General features: G+C 72.0%; 13 protein-coding genes and 2 pseudogenes. 8 read left to right on the top strand and 7 right to left on the bottom strand.

Annotated elements, in window-relative coordinates; genetic code table 11:
* The first annotated feature begins 50 nt into the window (after positions 1–50).
* From BN1555_RS21985 to BN1555_RS21975, 3 genes are read left to right on the top strand one after another with little or no spacing between them, the layout of a single operon-like run.
* On the top strand, positions 51–1088 hold the full coding sequence (locus tag BN1555_RS21985; RefSeq protein ID WP_093800982.1) for a rod shape-determining protein: 1038 nt from the start codon (positions 51–53) through the stop codon (positions 1086–1088).
* Between the two features lie 32 nt (positions 1089–1120).
* A complete protein-coding gene (locus BN1555_RS21980; RefSeq protein ID WP_093800981.1) occupies positions 1121–2701 on the top strand; it encodes a sensor histidine kinase in 1581 nt (526 codons plus the stop codon).
* Positions 2702–2746: 45 nt separating this feature from the next.
* Positions 2747–4177, top strand: coding sequence for an acyl-CoA synthetase (locus BN1555_RS21975; protein WP_093800980.1), 1431 nt, complete (start codon positions 2747–2749; stop codon positions 4175–4177).
* Here the strand turns inward: BN1555_RS21975 and BN1555_RS21970 are convergent.
* The 6 genes from BN1555_RS21970 to BN1555_RS21945 form a co-directional block, all read right to left on the bottom strand.
* A complete protein-coding gene (locus tag BN1555_RS21970) occupies positions 4174–5079 on the bottom strand; it encodes an amidohydrolase family protein (RefSeq protein WP_093800979.1) in 906 nt (301 codons plus the stop codon). The genes BN1555_RS21975 and BN1555_RS21970 overlap by 4 nt on opposite strands.
* Complete coding sequence (locus BN1555_RS21965) at positions 5076–5387, bottom strand: L-rhamnose mutarotase (RefSeq protein ID WP_093800978.1); 312 nt, start codon at positions 5385–5387, stop codon at positions 5076–5078. The genes BN1555_RS21970 and BN1555_RS21965 overlap by 4 nt, the downstream gene beginning before the upstream one ends.
* Positions 5388–5469: 82 nt before the next feature.
* Positions 5470–6489 carry an aldo/keto reductase gene (locus BN1555_RS21960; RefSeq protein ID WP_093800977.1) on the bottom strand — a complete coding sequence of 340 codons (1020 nt, stop codon included), beginning with the start codon at positions 6487–6489 and terminating at the stop codon, positions 5470–5472.
* A 26-nt stretch (positions 6490–6515) separates the two neighbouring features.
* A complete protein-coding gene (locus BN1555_RS21955; protein ID WP_093800976.1) occupies positions 6516–7295 on the bottom strand; it encodes an SDR family NAD(P)-dependent oxidoreductase in 780 nt (259 codons plus the stop codon).
* Positions 7292–8683 (bottom strand): enolase C-terminal domain-like protein, encoded by a 1392-nt coding sequence (locus BN1555_RS21950; RefSeq protein ID WP_093800975.1) that lies wholly within the window; start codon positions 8681–8683, stop codon positions 7292–7294. The genes BN1555_RS21955 and BN1555_RS21950 overlap by 4 nt, the downstream gene beginning before the upstream one ends.
* Before the next feature lie 468 nt (positions 8684–9151).
* Positions 9152–10066 carry a YceI family protein gene (locus BN1555_RS21945; RefSeq protein ID WP_093800974.1) on the bottom strand — a complete coding sequence of 305 codons (915 nt, stop codon included), beginning with the start codon at positions 10064–10066 and terminating at the stop codon, positions 9152–9154.
* A gap of 188 nt (positions 10067–10254) precedes the next feature.
* On the opposite strand from BN1555_RS21945, the gene BN1555_RS21940 reads away from it, so the two are divergent.
* The 3 genes and pseudogenes from BN1555_RS21940 to BN1555_RS40495 all read left to right on the top strand — a co-directional run.
* The gene (locus tag BN1555_RS21940) at positions 10255–11433 is read left to right on the top strand and encodes a MalY/PatB family protein (protein ID WP_093800973.1); all 1179 of its coding nucleotides are present in this window, start codon (positions 10255–10257) and stop codon (positions 11431–11433) included.
* Positions 11434–12333: 900 nt separating this feature from the next.
* Positions 12334–12711 carry an MBL fold metallo-hydrolase gene (locus BN1555_RS40500; protein WP_255306122.1) on the top strand — a complete coding sequence of 126 codons (378 nt, stop codon included), beginning with the start codon at positions 12334–12336 and terminating at the stop codon, positions 12709–12711.
* A 34-nt stretch (positions 12712–12745) separates the two neighbouring features.
* Positions 12746–13036 (top strand): annotated as a pseudogene (locus BN1555_RS40495) (hypothetical protein); the annotation flags it as partial.
* Positions 13037–13275: 239 nt separating this feature from the next.
* Here BN1555_RS40495 and BN1555_RS21930 read toward each other — a convergent pair.
* Positions 13276–15093 carry a serine/threonine-protein kinase gene (locus tag BN1555_RS21930; RefSeq protein ID WP_255306121.1) on the bottom strand — a complete coding sequence of 606 codons (1818 nt, stop codon included), beginning with the start codon at positions 15091–15093 and terminating at the stop codon, positions 13276–13278.
* A 214-nt stretch (positions 15094–15307) separates the two neighbouring features.
* Here BN1555_RS21930 and BN1555_RS21925 point away from each other — a divergent pair, with 214 nt between their 5' ends.
* Together BN1555_RS21925 and BN1555_RS21920 are read left to right on the top strand one after the other, a co-directional pair.
* Positions 15308–16456: an FHA domain-containing protein gene (locus BN1555_RS21925; protein WP_093800971.1), complete on the top strand. Its 1149-nt coding sequence runs from the start codon at positions 15308–15310 to the stop codon at positions 16454–16456.
* A 342-nt stretch (positions 16457–16798) separates the two neighbouring features.
* Positions 16799–17077, top strand: a pseudogene (locus BN1555_RS21920) (DUF302 domain-containing protein); the annotation flags it as partial.
* Between the last annotated feature and the right edge of the window lie 216 nt (positions 17078–17293).

Here is a 17293-nt window from a genome sequence, read left to right as displayed (position 1 = left end):
CAGGACCGACGCCCGCCGGTCCGTCAGTGCTCCCGGGAGAAGACCCTGCCGTGACCGTCCGTCTTGAGCAGTTGCGCCGCTGCCATATCGCCGTCGACCTCGGGGCCGCCAGGACCCGCGTGTACGTCAAGGGCTGCGGGCTCGTCGTCGACGAGCCGAGTGTGGCCGCCGTGAACACCCGGAGCAGCGCCCTCATCGCCGTCGGTGCCTTCGCCGAGCAGATGACGGGCCGCACGCCGGACTACATCCGTGTCGTACGGCCCGTGTCCGGCGGCACCGTCGTCGACATCGAAATGGCCCAGCGCATGCTGCGCCACCTCCTCGGGGACAAGCTCCGGCGCCAGCTCCGCCGCAAGCCGCGGCTGCGCGCCGCCGCCTGCACCCCGCACGACAGCGACCCGCTCGCCCAGCGCGCGACCGTCGAGACCCTGATCGGGCTCGGTGCGCGCCGCGTCGAGCTGGTCGACACCCTCATCGCCGCCGCCATCGGCTGCGGGCTGCCCGTGGAGAAGCCGTCAGCCACCATGATCATGGTGTGCGGGGCGGCCACCACCCAGGTCGCGGTGCTCTCGCTCGGCTCGATCGTCACCGCCGAGCGCATGCCGGTCGGTGGCAACGCCATCGACCACGCGGTGCTCCAGTACCTGCGTCAGAACCACCAGCTGATGATGCCGAGCCAGTCCGTACGCCCCCTCCACCTGGCCCTCCGGGGCAACGGTCTGACCCCGGAGGGCCCCGCGTCCACCGAGATCCACGGCCGGGACGTGGTCACGGGCCTCGCCCGCTCCGTGCAGGTCGACACCGCCGCCGTGCGCCAGGCCATCCACACCCCCCTCACCACCGTGCTCGACGGGCTCGGGAAGGTGCTGCGCGACTGCCCGCCCGACCTGGTGGCCGACCTGGCCGAGTGCGGGATCATGATGGTCGGCGGCAGCGCGCTGCTGCCGGGCCTCGACCAGATGCTGCGGAACGCGACGGGCATGCCGGTGCACATCGCGGAACGGCCCGACGTCTGCTCCGTGCTCGGTCTCGGGGCGATGCTCGAAGGAAGGATCCAGCCGATGACCCTCCAGCCGATCAGGCACTGAGCGCGTACGAAGTACGGGGGTACGGGACACCCATGGACCCGGACAGCGGCGCACGCGTGGTGCCCCGGCTGCCGATGCTGCTGGAGGCCGTGCTGAACATCGGCTCCGACCTCGATCTGCGCGCCACGCTCCAGCACATCGTGGACACCGCCACGGAGCTGGCCGGGGCGCGGTACGGCGCGCTCGGAGTGGTCGGTCCCGAGCGCGGCACCATCACGGAGCTCTACACCTCGGGCGCCGACGACGAGGCGCGGGAGCGCATCGGCCGGCTGCCGGACGGGCACACCGGCCTGCTCGGCCACCTCGTCCAGGACCCGCGGCCGCTGCTCGTCCCCGACCTGTCCGCCGACCCGCGCGCGGCGGGCCTGCCACCGGGGCATCCCGCCATGCGTTCCTTCGTCGGGGTCCCGATCCGGGTCGGCACCGAGGTCTTCGGCAACCTCTACCTGACCGAGAAGCAGGGGGCGGCCGGTTTCACCGCGGACGACCTGGCACTGCTGCGGGTGCTCGCCTCGCAGGCGGGCATCGCGATCGGCAACGCGCGGCTGTACGAGACGGCCCGCCGGCGGGAGCGCTGGATCGAGGGCGCCGCCGCCTGCACCACCGCCCTGCTCACCGGCGAGAGCCCCGAGGACGCGCTGATGACCGTGGCCGAGCAGGCCCGTGTCCTCGCCGACGCCTCGGCGGGCGTGGTCCTCCAGCCCACCGCGGAGGGCGGCATGGAGATCGTCGCGGCCTCGACGCCCGACGACCCCGCCGACCTGCTCGGCGCCGTCATCGGGTCCGGCAGCCCCGTCCTGGAGCAACTGCTCGGTGGGGAGCCGGTGTTCATCGAGGACTCGGCGACCGACGAGCGCATGACCACGCGCGTACGGGGCCGCTTCGGACCGAGCATGATGCTGCCGCTCCAGAGCGGCGGCAGGCTGATCGGCACGCTCGCCCTGCCGAGGCGGCGCGGCGGCCCTCCGTACACGGCCGCCGACCGGCTGCTCGCCTCGCAGTTCGCCTCGCAGGCGGCGCTCGCGCTCGTCCTGGCGGACAGCGGGCACGACCGGGAGCGGCTGGCGGTGTTCGAGGACCGCGACCGGATCGCGCGCGACCTGCACGATCTCGTCGTACAGCGGCTGTTCGCCACCGGGATGATGCTGGAATCCACCCGGCGGCGGGCCTCCGCCGCGACGGACACGCCGACGGACCTGGACGGACTGCTCGGCGCGGCCGTCGACGAGCTGGACTCCACCGTCCAGGAGGTACGGACCGCCATCTTCGCTCTCCAGCAGCCCCCGGCGGACGCGCCCGCCGGTTTCCGGGGCCGGGTCCTGCGCGAGACGGCCGGCGCCGCCACACTGCTGGGTTTCCGGCCGTCGGTGCACTTCACGGGCGCGGTGGACACCCTGGTGCACGAACCGGTGGACCGGCAGCTGCTGACGGCGCTGCGCGGCGCACTCGCGGCGGCGCACCGGCGGGCGGGGGTCACGGAGGTCGGGGTGACGGTCGACGCGAAGGCGCGGATGCCGGACGGGCGGGCCGGCGTACGGCTGACGGTGACCGACGACGGGACGGCCGAGAACGGGCGGCGCGGTACGACGGTCACCTGGCAGGCACCGCTGTGACGCGCGGACTGCCGCCGCCGGAGAGGGGGCCGTAAGGTCGGCCGCATGGCTGCCTCCTCTCCCCCCTCCCCGCTGTTCCCCGCCCTGCACCTGCGCTCGGACCGGCCCGCGCTGCGGTTCGGCGGCCGTACGCTGACGTACGCCGGACTCGCCCGTGCCGCCGGCGGGCTGGCCGCCCGGATCGCGGGCGCCGGGCGGGTGGCCGTCTGGGCCACGCCGAGTCCGGAGACGGCGGTGGGCGTGGTCGCGGCGCTGCTGGCGGGGGTGCCCGCGGTGCCGCTCAACCCGAGGACCGGGGAGCGGGAGCTGGCGCACATCGTGGCGGACAGCGCACCGACGGTGGTGCTGGCCGCGCCCGGTGCCGGGCTCCCCCCGGCGCTGGGGAAGCTGGAGCGTATCGACGTCCCGGTGGCGGGCGGTGCGCCGGGGCCGCTGCCCGACGAGCCGCCGCCGGGCTCCCCCGCGCTGGTCGTCTACACGTCGGGGACGACCGGGCCGCCCAAGGGCGCCGTCCTGCCGCGCCGCGCGATCGCCGCCACGCTGGACGCGTTGGAGGACGCGTGGGAGTGGACGGCCGACGACGTGCTGGTGCACGGGCTGCCGCTGTTCCACGTGCACGGGCTGATCCTGGGTGTCCTCGGGCCGCTGCGGCGCGGCGGCGAGGTGCGGCACCTGGGCGGGTTCGACGTACGGGGCGTCACGCGGGAGCTTTCGGCGGGCGCGACGATGTTCTTCGGCGTACCGACGATGTACCACCGGCTGGCCGATGCGCTCGACGACGACCGGGAGCTGGTGAAGGCCCTGACCGGGGCCCGGCTGCTGGTGTCGGGATCGGCGCCGCTGCCGGTGCACGACCACCGGCGGATCACGGCGGCGACGGGGCGTGCGGTGATCGAGCGGTACGGCATGACCGAGACCCTGATGAACACGTCGGTACGGGCCGACGGCGAGGCCCGCCCCGGCACGGTCGGACTGCCGCTGGCCGGTGTCGAACTGCGGCTGGCGGACGAGGCGGACGGCATCGGCGAGATCCAGGTGCGCGGGCCGAACCTCTTCACGGAGTACCTGAACCGCCCGGACGCGACGGCCGCCGCCTTCGACGGGTCGTGGTTCCGTACGGGCGACATGGCGACCAGGGACGCCGACGGCTACGTGCGCATCGTCGGACGCAAGGCCACCGACCTCATCAAGAGCGGTGGCTACAAGATCGGCGCGGGCGAGGTCGAGAACGCGCTGCTGGAGCATCCGGAGGTGGCGGAGGCCGCCGTCACGGGTGAGCCGGACGAGGATCTGGGCGAGCGGATCGTGGCGTGGATCGTGCCGGCGGATCCGCAGTCGCCGCCGTCCGGGGCGGAGCTGGCGTCCCATGTGGCGGAGCTGCTGGCCCCGCACAAGCGGCCGCGCGCGGTCCGGCTGCTGGAGTCCCTGCCGCGCAACGACATGGGCAAGATCATGAAGCGGGAGCTCGGCGGCTAGGGCACACCGCGCCCCGCCCCGCCGTCCGAGCCCGTACGTCCGCCCTGACGGCCGAGCCCGTACGTCCGCTCGGCCGTCCCGGCGAAGACGTCGACCCGCTCCCCCTCCTCCAGCCCGGCGGTCAGCTCCCGCGCCGCCGCGAGGACACCGGCGTACGGCGACGCCAGCTCGCACACCGGCCAGTCGGAGCCGAACATCAGCCGGTCCGGGCCGAACGCGTCGAGCACCGTGTCGCCGTACGGGCGCAGGTCCTCCACGGTCCAGGCTGTCCGGTCCGCCTCGGTGACCAGGCCCGACAGCTTGCACACGGTGTTGGGCAGCGCGGCGAGGCGCCGCACGTCCGAGGCCCACGGCTCCAGCTCGCCGGACGCGACCGGCGGCTTGCCCGCGTGGTCGAGGACGAAGCGGAGTCCGGGGTGCGCCGCCGCGGCCTTCGCGGCGGCGGGGAGCTGGCCCGGCAGGACCACCAGGTCGTAGACGAGCCCGGCGGCGGCGACCGCTTCGAGACCGCGGTGCACGTCGCGGCGCAGTAGCCACCCGGGGTCCGGTTCGCCCTGCACCTGGTGACGGATGCCCACGAGGCGGTCGCCGCCCGGCAGTTCACGGAGCCCGGCGAGCGTGTCGGCGACCCCGGGCGCGGTGAGGTCGGTCCAGCCGACGACGCCCGCCACCAGGTCGCTCGTGGCGGCGAGCGCCAGGAACTCCGGGGTCTCCTCGGCCACCGTGACCGTCTGGACGAGTACGGTCGCCCGGACTCCGGCGGCGGCGGCCTGCGGGGCGAAGTCACCGATGGGGAAGTCGCGGCGCAGCGGGGCCAGTTCGGGGCCGGTGATCCAGTCCTGGTCACGTACGGACAGGTCCCAGACGTGGTGGTGGGCGTCGACGATGCGCACAGCGGTCACAGCTCCCGGACGACCGGAGGGCCGGCCCCGGCGCCCTCGGCCGAGTAGTCGTGGACCACGTCGAGCAGTTCTCCCGTCCGCGTCTGCCAGGCGAGGCCGACCGGCGGCTCCTCCGGCCGGGCGGGGAGGTCACTGCGGTCGGCGCAGTCGATGAGGTGGAAGAGGTCGGTGCCGCTGCGCCAGATCGTCCACGAGCCGGCCCCGGCGGCGCGGACGGCCGCCGTCAGTTCGGCCGGGACCTCGCGGTGGGCCTGCTCGTACTCCTCGACGCGGTCGGCGCGGACCCGTGTGCGCAGGGTGACTCTCATCAAGGCTCCTCGGAGAGGGCGGAGACGGCGGGCGCTTCGGGCGCTTCGGGGGTGTGCGGGTTGCGTGCGGTGAGGCCGGCTCTCACGGCCGCCCGGCTTCCGCCGGGACCGGTACGCCCGCCCCCAGCAGGCCCTCCGCGCGCAGCTCCTCCCACATCCGCGCGGGCACCCCTCTCACGAACATGGCGGCCGCGTCCGCCACCTCGGCCGCCGACCGCATCCCGACCAGCACACTCGCCACCGCCGTCCCGCCGAAGGGGAAGCGCAGGGCGGCGGCGCGCAGCGGGACGCCGTGGCGCTCGGCGACGGTTTTGGCGCGCAGGGCACGGTCGAGGAGGTTCATCGGCGCGGGGGCGTAGTCGTACGTCGCGCCGGGGCGCGGGTCGGCCAGCAGACCGGAGTTGAAGACGCCGCCGACGACGACGCTCTTGCCGCGGGCGGCGGCCTCGGGGAGCAGTTCACCGGACGCACGCTGGTCGAGGAGGGTGTAGCGCCCTGCGCACAGCACGGCGTCGACATCGGTGTCGCGGAGGAAGCGGGTGAGCATCCCGGTCTGGTTCATGCCGGCGCCGATCGCCCGTACGGTCCCTTCGGCGCGCAGCCGCTCCAGGGCCGGGTAACCCTCGCGGAACGCCTGCTCGGCGTGGTCGTCGGGGTCGTGGAGGTAGACGACGTCGATCCGGTCCAGGCCGAGCCGGCGAAGGCTGTCCTCGACGGAGCGCCGGACGCCGTCACCGCTGAAGTCCCAGACGCGGCGGTGCGTGGCGGGTACGGCGAAGCCCGCGTCCGAGCCCACGGACCCGCCGGAGCAGTCGGCCCCGCCCGCCTCCTCCAGCAACCGCCCCGCCTTGGTGGAGAGGGTGTACGTGTCGCGGGGGCGGTCGCGCAGGGCGTCGCCGAGGCGCCGCTCGGAGAGCCCGAGGCCGTAGTGGGGTGCGGTGTCGAAGTAACGGATGCCCGCGTCCCAGGCGGCGTCGACCGCCGAGGCGGCGTCCTCGTCGGTGACGGGGGTGAAGAGATTGCCCAGGGCCGCCGCCCCGAAGGACAGCGCGGTGACGGGCACCCCGCTGCGCCCGAGCGTGGCGACGTCCCCCGGATTCACCGGTGTTCCCGGCGTGTCCGGCGTACTCACCGGCCCGCCCGGTCCGCCGGGCGCAGGCGCAGGCCCTGCATCCCCCCGTCGACCGCGAGCGCGGTGCCGGTGACGGAGGCCGCGGCGGGGCTCGCCAGGTAGGCGATGGCGGCGGCCACTTCCCCGGCACTGACCAGGCGGCCCATGGGCTGACGGGCGTTGAGGGCGGCGCGTTCGGCCTCCGGGTCGTCGGCGGCGTCCAGGAGGCGGCCGACCCAGGGGGTGTCGGCCGTGCCCGGGTTCACGCAGTTGACGCGTACCCCTTCCCGTACGTGATCGGCGGCCATGGCGAGGGTCAGGGACAGCACCGCCCCCTTGCTGGCGCTGTAGAGCGCGCGCTGCGGCAGCCCGGCGGTCGCGGCGATCGAGCAGGTGTTGACGATCGCGGCGTGCGCGGACCGCCGCAGGTGCGGCAGCGCGGCACGGGAGGTGCGGACCATGCCGAGGACGTTGACGTCCAGGACGCGGTGCCACTGCGCGTCGTCGTTGTCCTCGACCGTGCCGACGGCGCCGATGCCCGCGTTGTTGACCAGGATGTCGAGCCCGCCGAGGCGGTCCACCGCCGCGGCGACCCCTTCCCGTACGGACGCGTCGTCCGAGACGTCGGCCATGACGCCGAGCAGTGGCGCCCGCGCACCGGCCGGTTCGAGGTCGAGTACGGCGACATCGGCGCCGCGTGCGGCGAGCAGCCGCGCGGTGGCGTGGCCGATGCCGGAGGCACCACCGGTCACCAGGGCCTTCAGCCCGTCGAGACGGTTCGGGTCGGTCTCGCTCATACGGCGGCCTCCTCGGCAGTGGCGGTGACGGCGTCAGGAGCAGTGGCAGGAGCGGTGGCAGGAGTCACGCCTGCCAGGTCGGCGGCCCAGAACGAGCCGCCCGGATAGGTGAATTCGGCGATGGACTCGGGGCGCATCATGGCCGAGAAGCCCGGCGCGTCCGGTGCCGCGTAGTGTCCGCCCCGCATCACCACGGGGTCGGTGAAGTGCTCGTGGAGGTGGTCGACGTACTCGATGACGCGGTTCTCGGTGGTCCCCGTGAGCGCGACGTAGTCGAACATCGACAGGTGCTGCACCAGCTCGCACAGCCCGACGCCGCCCGCGTGCGGGCACACCGGCACCTCGAACGCCGCGGCGAGCAGCAGGATCGCCAGGTTCTCGTTGACCCCGCCGACCCGCGCCGCGTCGATCTGGAGCACGTCGACGGCCCCGGCCTGGAGGAGCTGCTTGAAGACGATGCGGTTCTGTACGTGCTCGCCGGTGGCGACCCTCACCGGCGCCACCGCCCTGCGGATCTCGGCGTGTCCGAGGATGTCGTCGGGGCTGGTCGGCTCCTCGATCCAGTACGGGTCGAACTCCGCCAGCGCCCGCGTCCACTCGACGGCCTCGCCGACGTTCCACCGCTGGTTGGCGTCGACGGCGATGCGGATGTCCGGCCCGACGGCGGCGCGCGCGGCCCGCATCCGCCGGATGTCGTCCGCCAGGTCCGCGCCGACCTTCAGCTTGATCTGGGTGAAGCCGTCGGCGACGGCCTCCCGCGCCAGCCGGGTCAGCTTCTCGTCGGAGTAGCCGAGCCAGCCGGGCGAGGTGGTGTAGCCGGGGTATCCGTCCGCGCGCAGCAGCGCCTCCCGCTCGCCGCGCCCGCCCCGGCCCCGCCGCAGGAGCCCCAGCGCGTCCTCGGCGCTGAGTACGTCGGCGATGTAGCGGAAGTCGACCTGGGAGACGAGCCATTCGGGCTCGGCGTCGGCCAGGAACTTCCACAGCGGTTTGCCCGCCCGCTTGGCGGCCAGGTCCCAGGCGGCGTTGACCACCGCCCCGATCGCCATGTGCATCACGCCCTTCTCCGGGCCGAGCCAGCGCAGCTGGCTGTCCCCGGTCAGGTCCCGGCCGAGCGTGCCGGGGTCCGCGCACAGCCCGTCGACCGGCCGGCCGACGAGGTGCGGGCGCAGGGCCTCGACCGCCGCGACCTGGACGTCGTTGCCGCGCCCGATGGTGAAGGTGAAGCCGTGCCCCTCGTGCCCGTCCGCCGCGTCGGTGCGCAGCACCAGGTAGGCGGCGGAGTAGTCGGGGTCGGGATTCATGGCGTCGGAGCCGTCGAGCTCGCGCGAGGTGGGGAATCTGATGTCGTACGTGTCGACGGCGGTGATGCGGGGACCTGTTCCGGTCACGTAGGGGCTGCCTCTCACGGTCGGTCGAAGGTCCGGCGCCGGCCGCCGGGTTCGGACACCGTGTGCGGGTCGGGGGTCTCACCGGGTCGATGGAGTTCCCTTCCCGTCGGGGTGCTCGACGGTGTCCTTGGTACTGCCGCACGCGGCGAGCGCCGGCGAGGCACAGGCGGCCAGGGCCACCGCGCGTACCGCTCTCGTCCTGTTCCCGCTGTCCTGCCAGTCATCGGATGACTCCTCGACGAAGGGAAGTGCTGGGCCGCGCCGGGCAGCACGGCCAGATCTCGCCGGGGCCGCGACGAATATCTATCAGACCTCGCCATCCCTTCAACACCCCTCGGGCGCCAATTCCCCGACAAAAACGGCTCATTGATCCGATGAATGGTGTGACGAGACCGCATCGGAACGCAAAAACCTCCGGCCGCGCCCGCGAGGGCGCGACCGGAGGCTCCCGTCGCCGGCCGGTTCGGACTAGTCCGGCGGGGTCGGGGTGTCCGGGCCCTGGAACATCGTCTGGACGTCCAGCTCCAGCTTGACCGTGGGACCGACGATGGCGATGCCGCGCGCGAGCATGTTCCGCCAGTTCAGGGTGTAGTCCTCGCGGTGCAGCTCGGCCGTGGCACGCGCGGCGCACCGCAGTTCCTCGCCGTATCCGCCGTTGACCGCGCCGAGGTAGGTGGTGTCCAGGACCACCGAGCGGCTGACGCCGTGCATGGTCAGCGAGCCCTGCATGCCCCAGTTGTTGCCGCCCCGGTAGACGAAGCGGTCGCTGATGAAGTGGATGTACGGGTGGTTCTCGACGTCGAGGAAGTCGGCGGACCGCAGGTGGCCGTCGCGTGTGTTGTTGCCCGTCGTGATGCTCGCCGCATCGATCCGTATCTCGACCTGCGAGTCCTCGACGTTGTGCGCGACGCGCACGCCGCCCTCGAAGCGCTCGAAGCGCCCGTGGACGTTCGCCATGCCGACGTGCCGCGCGATAAAGCGGATCGCCGTGTGGGGCGGGTCGAAGAGCCAGGTGCCGGGCGACGGCGGCTCCAGCCGCTCGGACACCTCGAGCTGCACGCGGCCCATCGGCAGCGTCTCGCCGGCCGCGATGTCGAAGGTCCAGCGGGCGGGCTGCATGCCCTCCGCCGTCATCAGCAGGCTGTACTCGCCGGGCGGCATGGCCGCACAGAACAGGCCGTACGCGTCCGTGGTCCCCTTGGCCATCGCGCGACCGGTGGCCTTGGCGGTCACCGTGACCTCGGCGCCGCCGAGCGGCTGCCCGACCGGGTCCACCACTTCGCAGTTGATGGTGCCCGCCCCCGCCGGCGCGGGGAGTACGAGTCCGGCACCACCTCCGAGAGCCGCCTTCGATCGCCTGCGACGGAGGAGTGAGAGGACCATGTAGTTTACCTTTTAATCGAGACAGCCCAGGATAGATCGTTACCGGAATCCCTCATTCACCCCCCCCGGGGGGCTCCTGGACCCGAACCGCTGGAACGAGCGGAAGCCGCCTCCGGTCCGCGCCGGGCGGAGCGGAGACCTCGGCCAAGGCCCTGCGGTCCGCCCCGCCCGGCGCTAGGTTCGGCACCATGGACGTGATACGGCACGGCTCATCCGGTGACCCCAATCCCCTGCGCCGGCTCTCCCCCGACGAGTTGCGCCGGCGTACGAGCATGAAATGGCGCACGTACCCGGACGACGTACTGCCCTTGTGGGTGGCGGAGATGGACGTGCCGCTCGCCGAGCCGGTGGCGCGCGCGATCACGGACGCGGTCACGCTCGGAGACACCGGCTATCCGTTCGGAACCGGCTACGCCGAGGCGCTGGCGGAGTTCGCGCAGAAGCGGTGGGGCTGGAGCGGACCGGCGGCGGAGCGCACGGCGATCGTGCCCGATGTGATGCTGGGCATCGTCGAGGCACTCAAGGTGATCAGCGACCCGGGCGATCCCGTGGTGGTCAACTGCCCCGTCTACCCACCGTTCTACCAGTTCGTGGAGCACATGGACCGGCGGATCGTCGAAGCACCGCTCGGCAGCGACCTGCGGATCGACCTCGCCGGTCTGGACGACGCGTTCCGGGCGGCCACCGCGGGCGGGGGCCGGGCGGCGTACCTGCTGTGCAGCCCGCACAACCCGACCGGCACGGTGCACACCCACGACGAACTGGCCGCCGTGGCCGCGCTGGCGGACCGGTACGGGGTACGGGTGGTCGTAGACGAGATCCATGCCCCCGTCGTGGCGTCCGGGACGGCGTTCGTGCCGTACCTGAGCGTGCCCGGGGCGGAGAGCGGCCTCTCCCTGATGTCGGCGTCCAAGGCCTGGAACCTGGCCGGGCTCAAGGCCGCGCTCGCCGTCGCCGGTCCCGCCGCCGCCGGCGACCTCGCCCGCATACCCGAAGAAGTGGGCCACGGGCCCAGCCACCTCGGCGTCATCGCCCACACCGCCGCCCTGCGAAACGGCGCCGACTGGCTCGACGCGGTACTCGCCGGGCTGGACGCGAACCGCCGGCTGCTCGCCGGCCTGCTGGCCGAGCACCTGCCGGACGTGCGCTACCGGCCCGCGGAAGGCACGTACCTCGCCTGGCTCGACTGCCGGCCGCTCGGCCTGGGCGACGACCCGGCCGAGGTCTTCCTGGAACGCGGCCGGGTCGCCCTCAGCCCCGGGAAGACCTTCGGCACCGGCGGCGCCGGCCACGTGCGGCTGAACCTCGCCACCTCGCCCGAAATGATCACAGAGGCGGTACGCCGCATGACCGCCGCGGTCACCTGACGACGGCTCGCACGGGAACGGCCGCCGGTCCGCCGCGCGGCCTCCAGCCGGCCGGCACCGCGGTCGAGCGTGGGCCACCGCAGAGCCGTCTGCCCTCGGTTCCGGTCGCAGCGAAGGCCGCCACGGTTCCGACGAGGGCTCCTGCCGTGGGGCCGTTCCACGACCCTCCCACGGCGGCGTCGCCACAAAGCCCCGGGTCAAAGCCGTGCGGGGCTCGTCTTCGATGTGCGGGGACTCGCGTGCGCCGCGCCCCCGTGAGGCGTCCGCCGCACGCAAAACGCCCCCGGAAAAAGCGTTTCTCCAGGCCAGAACGATTCTGCCTGGGGATGCTGGGTGGGGCGGATGGGACTCGAACCCATAAGAGTGACGGCTCTCACCTGCGACGATGCCGACACAACGGGCATAGCCACCCGTTTCCATCCGGCTGCGTCCCCCTCAATCCCGCTCGCACGGGTGCCGGTGCAGTGTTCGCTGCACCACGTTCGCCCCATAGCTGAAGCTTCCCTGCGCCGGGTGAGCAGAGCGGATCCTCGTCATTGCATACCGGCAGCCCGCTCCCGCAAACACGACAGAGCTTCCCTTGACGATCATTCGCCCACCCACGACTGGAAGTCACGTATCGTAACGAATCTCCCGCCGTGACGCGGCAGACATCCAGGCAGTCGTCGTCACTCATGCCTCCCTCGACCATTGCGGCTACCTGTCGCGATTGGCCCGGCACGGGTTCCGGTGGCCGATTCTGATTACAGCTCCCACGGCCCGGCCCGCAGAGGTAGTGCTGCGGGACAGCGCGCGACTGCGGACGGAGACGCTCGCCACACGAACGCGCGCGGCTGGTCGAAACACCGCCCGGCGAAACCGCTGTACGACGCCGACAGGACAGTCAGTTACTTCGATCCCGTGCCGATCAGCAACGAGATCGAGATCACCTCCGGCATCCGCCTGGCTCTCCACCACGGCGGGCACATCCTCGGTTCGGCCTGGGCGCACCTCACCCTGAAGGACGGGCACACCCTGGCCGTCAGCGGCGACCTCGGGCGGGCCGGCCATCCCTTGCTGCTACCGCCGGAGCCGTTCTCCGGCGCAGACATCCTGCTGATGGAATCCACATACGGCGACCGCAGGCACGACCAGCGGGTGGGACACTCGGCATTCGCCGACGTGCTCAGCCGCACCTGTGCCCGTGGCGGGACCATCGTGATCCCGGCCTTCGCGATCGACCGCACCGAGGTCGTCCCGCACGAACTCACCGTGCTACGGGAGGAAGGGGGACCTTGACCCAAGGCCGGGGTTCCTCCCGGCTACCGTTCCGGTCCTCGTGGACAGCCCCATGGCGTTGGCCGCGCTCGACGTATACCGCGAGGCCGTGCGCGACCACTCCCCCGGATTGCGGAGCGAGACTCTCGCGCAAGGACCGTCCGCCCTCAGCCCTGAGCCGTTCCCGGCCGCCAGAACGGTCCAGGAGTCCATCGACATCAACAGCGTCGACGGACCGGCCGTCATCGTCTCCTCCGCGGGTATGGCCACGGGCGGTCGGCTCGACCGGGAACTCGGCTGGACAGCCGTGGTCCCCCGCTCCGGGGAAGCTGTCCTGATCCGCTGACACAACTGAGGGGCCACCGGGTTCGGCCCGGGTACCGGTGCCCCTATGTACGACGGCAGCGCGATGTCCACGGACGCCCTTTCCCAGCACGACCAACTCGAAGATCATCCCACCCAGGCTGCCACAGTGACAGTGCCGGCTGCGGTGCAGTCGGTTCAGCGACAGGCAGCCCTGGACGGCGATGTCCACGCAGGGCGAATTGGTACGACGGGGCAAGGATTTCTTCACCGACGGACGGGTCAGGGCGCCTTCCAGAGAGTCAGTTCGGTGACGTAGTCGCGTGCCTTGAAACCCGCGTTGTCCTTTTGGACGACGACGTCCTTGATGGTGAGCATCGCGAGATTGTCTTCGTCGGTGACGGTGCACAGCACCGTGCCCGGGGTCAGCTGTTCGCCCTGTTCGTCGCCGTCGAGCTCGGAGGACATCGTGTCGGCCGCCGCGCCCTCGGCGCACTCCTGGGGAGTGGTGCCCGCACTCTTTCCCATGGTCGTCAGAAAGTGCAGGGTGTAGGTGCCGCCGAACTCCTCGTACTGCAGCTCGTTTCCCTTCCCCTCGCTGAGCGCGTTCGGATCGGTCTTCGGCTTGTCCAGGTCGACGTTGGTGTAGGAGATGCGGTTGGAGGTGAACTGGGCGCGCAAGGTGAGCGGCTTGTCCTTGAAGATCTCCGTGTAGCCGTTCGGCGTCGCGTTCCCGGTGGGCGACGCACCGGTGCTCGGCTTGGTGCCCCCGGAGGCCTGGGCACTGGCAGTCGGCGACGAGGCACGGTGTCCGCCGCTGCCCTGGGCGTCGTCCGTGTCGTCGCCCTGGGTGAGGACCCAGACGGTCACCGCCGCCACCGCCAAGGCCAGCACGGCCGCGCCGACCGTCAGCGGGGTACGGCTCCGGCTCGCTGACGGGGGGCCGCTGGGGGGCGGTGCTGCCTGCGGGAGCGGGGCAGGGGATCCGGCTGGCGGCGGCTGCGCCCGGCCGTGGTGGGGCTGCTCACCGGGTCGGGAGGCGTGGGTGGGTGTGTACCCACCCGATGCCACGCCGACCGACGGTGCGGTGTCGGCTGCCGCTGCGGCACCGGGAGGCACAGCTGCGGCTCCCGTCATGGGCGGTGGGGGCAGGGTCTCGGCACCCGCCACCGTCCCAAGATGCGGTCCGGACCCGGCCTCGGACCGGTGCCGGGCGAGTTGCTCGCGGCGGGCGATGTCCGCCTCGACGGGCTCGGGCAGCCAGCCGATGAAGTCACGCAACGGCCGCCCGCTCAGCTCCTGACACAGTTCCGCCAGTTCGGCGGGTGTGGGGCGGGAGGTCGCGTCGGCGGCCAGCGTGCGTTCCAGGACGGCACGCAGCGGTTCTGGATACGCCGTCAGGTCCGGCGGCCGGGACTCACTGTTGGCGATCTTGGCGGCCAGAGTGATGGCTCCGGCATCGCCGTAAGGGTGGCGGCCCGTCGCGGCGACGGCGGCGATCAGGCCGAGCGAGAAGACGTCGGTCGCCGGTGTGAGGTCCTGGCCGCCGGCGTGTTCCGGCGACATGAACTGAGGGGTGCCGATGAACCCGCCGCTGCGGGTGAGCTGGGTGGCGTCGGCGGCCCGGGCGATGCCGAAGTCGATGATCCAGGGGCCTTCGGAGCCGATGAGGATGTTGCTCGGCTTCATGTCACGGTGGATCACTCCGGCCTTGTGCACGGCGTGCAGCGCCTCCGCCGCGCAGCCGGTCAGCTGCAGCACCGTGGTGAGCGGGAGCGTCCCGTATCCGGTGAGCAGCCGGTCCAGGGCGAGGCCGGGAACGTAGGCGGTGGCCAGCCACGGCTGCGGACCTGTGGTGTCGTGGTCGACGACGGGGACGATGTGGTAGCCCTGCACCCTGCGGGCGGAGGTCGCCTCCTGCTCGAAGCGGCGGCGGAACTCCTCGTCCTGAGCGTACTCACGGCGGATCACCTTCAGGGCGACCGGCTGGTTGCCGCGCGTACGGGAGAGGTAGACGCATCCCATGCCGCCCTCGCCGATCCTGGCGAGCAGACGGTAACCGGCCACCTCTCGCGGGTCTTCGGGGCCCAACGGGCTCAACTGCCCAACATCCTCAGCGCTGTTCAAAATCTGACCCCCTCCGTCACTGCGGTGATCGTACCGACGAGCCCGCACCCCTGGTAGGCCTCTGCGGAAGTCGGGAAAAGAGGTGAAGTTCGGGGAGTTTCGTAGGGTCGCGAGAGTTCGTCCTGATGGCGGATGTCACCGGGCGCCCTTAAAGTGACACCCCCTGCCGTCAGACAGCGAGGTGCCCATGGAACATCATCTGGCCGCTTCGGCGGAGCGGGCCGACTATCTCGTGGAACTCTCCAACGTCGTACGGGACACCTCCTCCATCGGCGGACACGGCCCGCGGTCCTTGCGCCGCCTGGGGCTGGTGCTGAGGGCCCTGATGGAGCTCACACGAGATCCTGACGTCTCCGTCTACCTGGTCGCCGACACCAGCCTGCTGGGTGGGCACCGCGAGTTCGGTGATCAGGCCGAGGTCCGGCGACTGCGCGGCTGGGTGGCGGACGGGTTGGTCGAGGAGGTCGACGACGCCGATGAGCGCGTCCTCGAACTGGCCCGCATGACCTCGTTGCCGGTCATCACCGGCGACCAGTATGTCGACCACCGCCTCGAGCACCCGTGGATCCAGGGCAACACCTGGCAGTTCCTCAGACCGGATGCCCGCCCCGACGGGTCCGTCGCCCTCGTGGCGATGGACATGGGCGTGCGCTCGGCGGCGGAGATCTCGCGCAGGATGGAACTGTCCGCACTGAAGAAGCAGGGTCTCCTCGGTCCCTCCCGGACACCGTTGACGGAGGTGATCATGCGGAGTTGGCGCTGCCCGGAACTTCGGTGCACCCTCTACGACATCCGCAGGGGCGAACGGATCCTGTTGCCCCGTATGCGGCGCGGTGTTCCCACCTGCGAGCTTCACGGCACGCCTCTGGTGAATGAAGGACCGCGCCTGGGCACCACCCAGCTCAAGGCCGTCATCGACGGCACCTGCGTGGCCCGGTACACCCTTGACGAGGGCTCCGAGGCTTACGTCGGTCGACTGCCGGGACAGGTGGGAATCGCCCTGCACAGCCTGCTGCCCCCGCAGGTCGCCCAGCAGGTCAGCCGCAGGCATGTGGCCGTCTCCGCCCGGAGCGGCGCAGTCCTGATCCGTGACATCAGCACCTACGGGACCCACATGCGCCGCGCCCGTAAACAGGGTGCGTTCGACCCCTGGGAGAAGCTGCCTCCGCAGACCGACCGTCCCTTCCGTCCAGGCGACGAGGTCGAACTCTCATCCGGTGTCGTACTCACCCGCAGTGGCCGACGTTTTCCCGCCGAACTGGCCGACGCCTGGCGGGCGGAAGCCGTCAGGGCACCCGTGCCGCCCACTGCCGTGGCGCCCACCCGCCGGGCCTGACTGCCTTTGCGTCGGCTGGACGCCGAACTGTCCCGTGACTGGCTCCGCCGCTTCTGTCAGGACCTGCGCCCGGGCGGAGCAGGTCGACGGGGAGGCCGGCGGTGTGCGCGACGAGACAGGTGGGGCAGACGCGGGAGGACCCCTTCGGCCGTCCCGGACCGCCCGATCGCTTCTTACGCCGAGGGCTGTTCCCTCGTACCCGGAAGAGGACAATGGTGCCCATGCCGTCGGACGTCAGAGGAGAAGGCACACACCAGGGCCGGAGGCCACACCCCGGCGATCAGGCGCGCGTCCGCGCCGCCTGCGCCTCGAGCCCGCCTGCTCGACCCTGGCCCGGCAGCCGAGATCGACGTACAGGCCGCCTTGAAGGAGAAGCTGGGCCAGGAGATGGAGGACTACCTGATCCTTGGCGCCTGCACCGCCCCTGGCACACCGGGCGATCGAGGCGGACCGCTCCATCGGCCTGGTGCTGCCTTGCAATGTCGTCGTCCGATCCGAGGGCGAGCGCATCACCACATCATGGTCACTCTGACAGGACAGGACGCCTTCGAGCCCGTCGCAGAGGAAGCCACCCGTCGACTGGACGCCGCCCTGTCGGCGCTCGACGTCGGCAAGGAGTAGCACAAGGCGCCGCCGCGCATCGGCAGGCATCAACCTGCTCGGCACGGTCGCTGCTGATCGATGGGTCCCGACGGGTGAGGCGGGGCGAAGGATCGCGCTCGACGGCCGTGGGACCGCAGACCACTCATCCCACAGAGAAGGCGTCAAAACCCCAGGTCACGGATGCCCGGAAGATCACGAGTACGCAGAACGCTGCACGTTCGCTGCGCTGTTGCG

Source organism: Streptomyces sp. Wb2n-11, assembly GCF_001049855.1.
Taxonomy (GTDB): Bacteria; Actinomycetota; Actinomycetes; order Streptomycetales; family Streptomycetaceae; genus Streptomyces; species Streptomyces altiplanensis.
The sequence above is the reverse complement of the archived record's forward strand: the minus strand, read 5'-3'. Positions and strand labels throughout refer to the sequence as shown.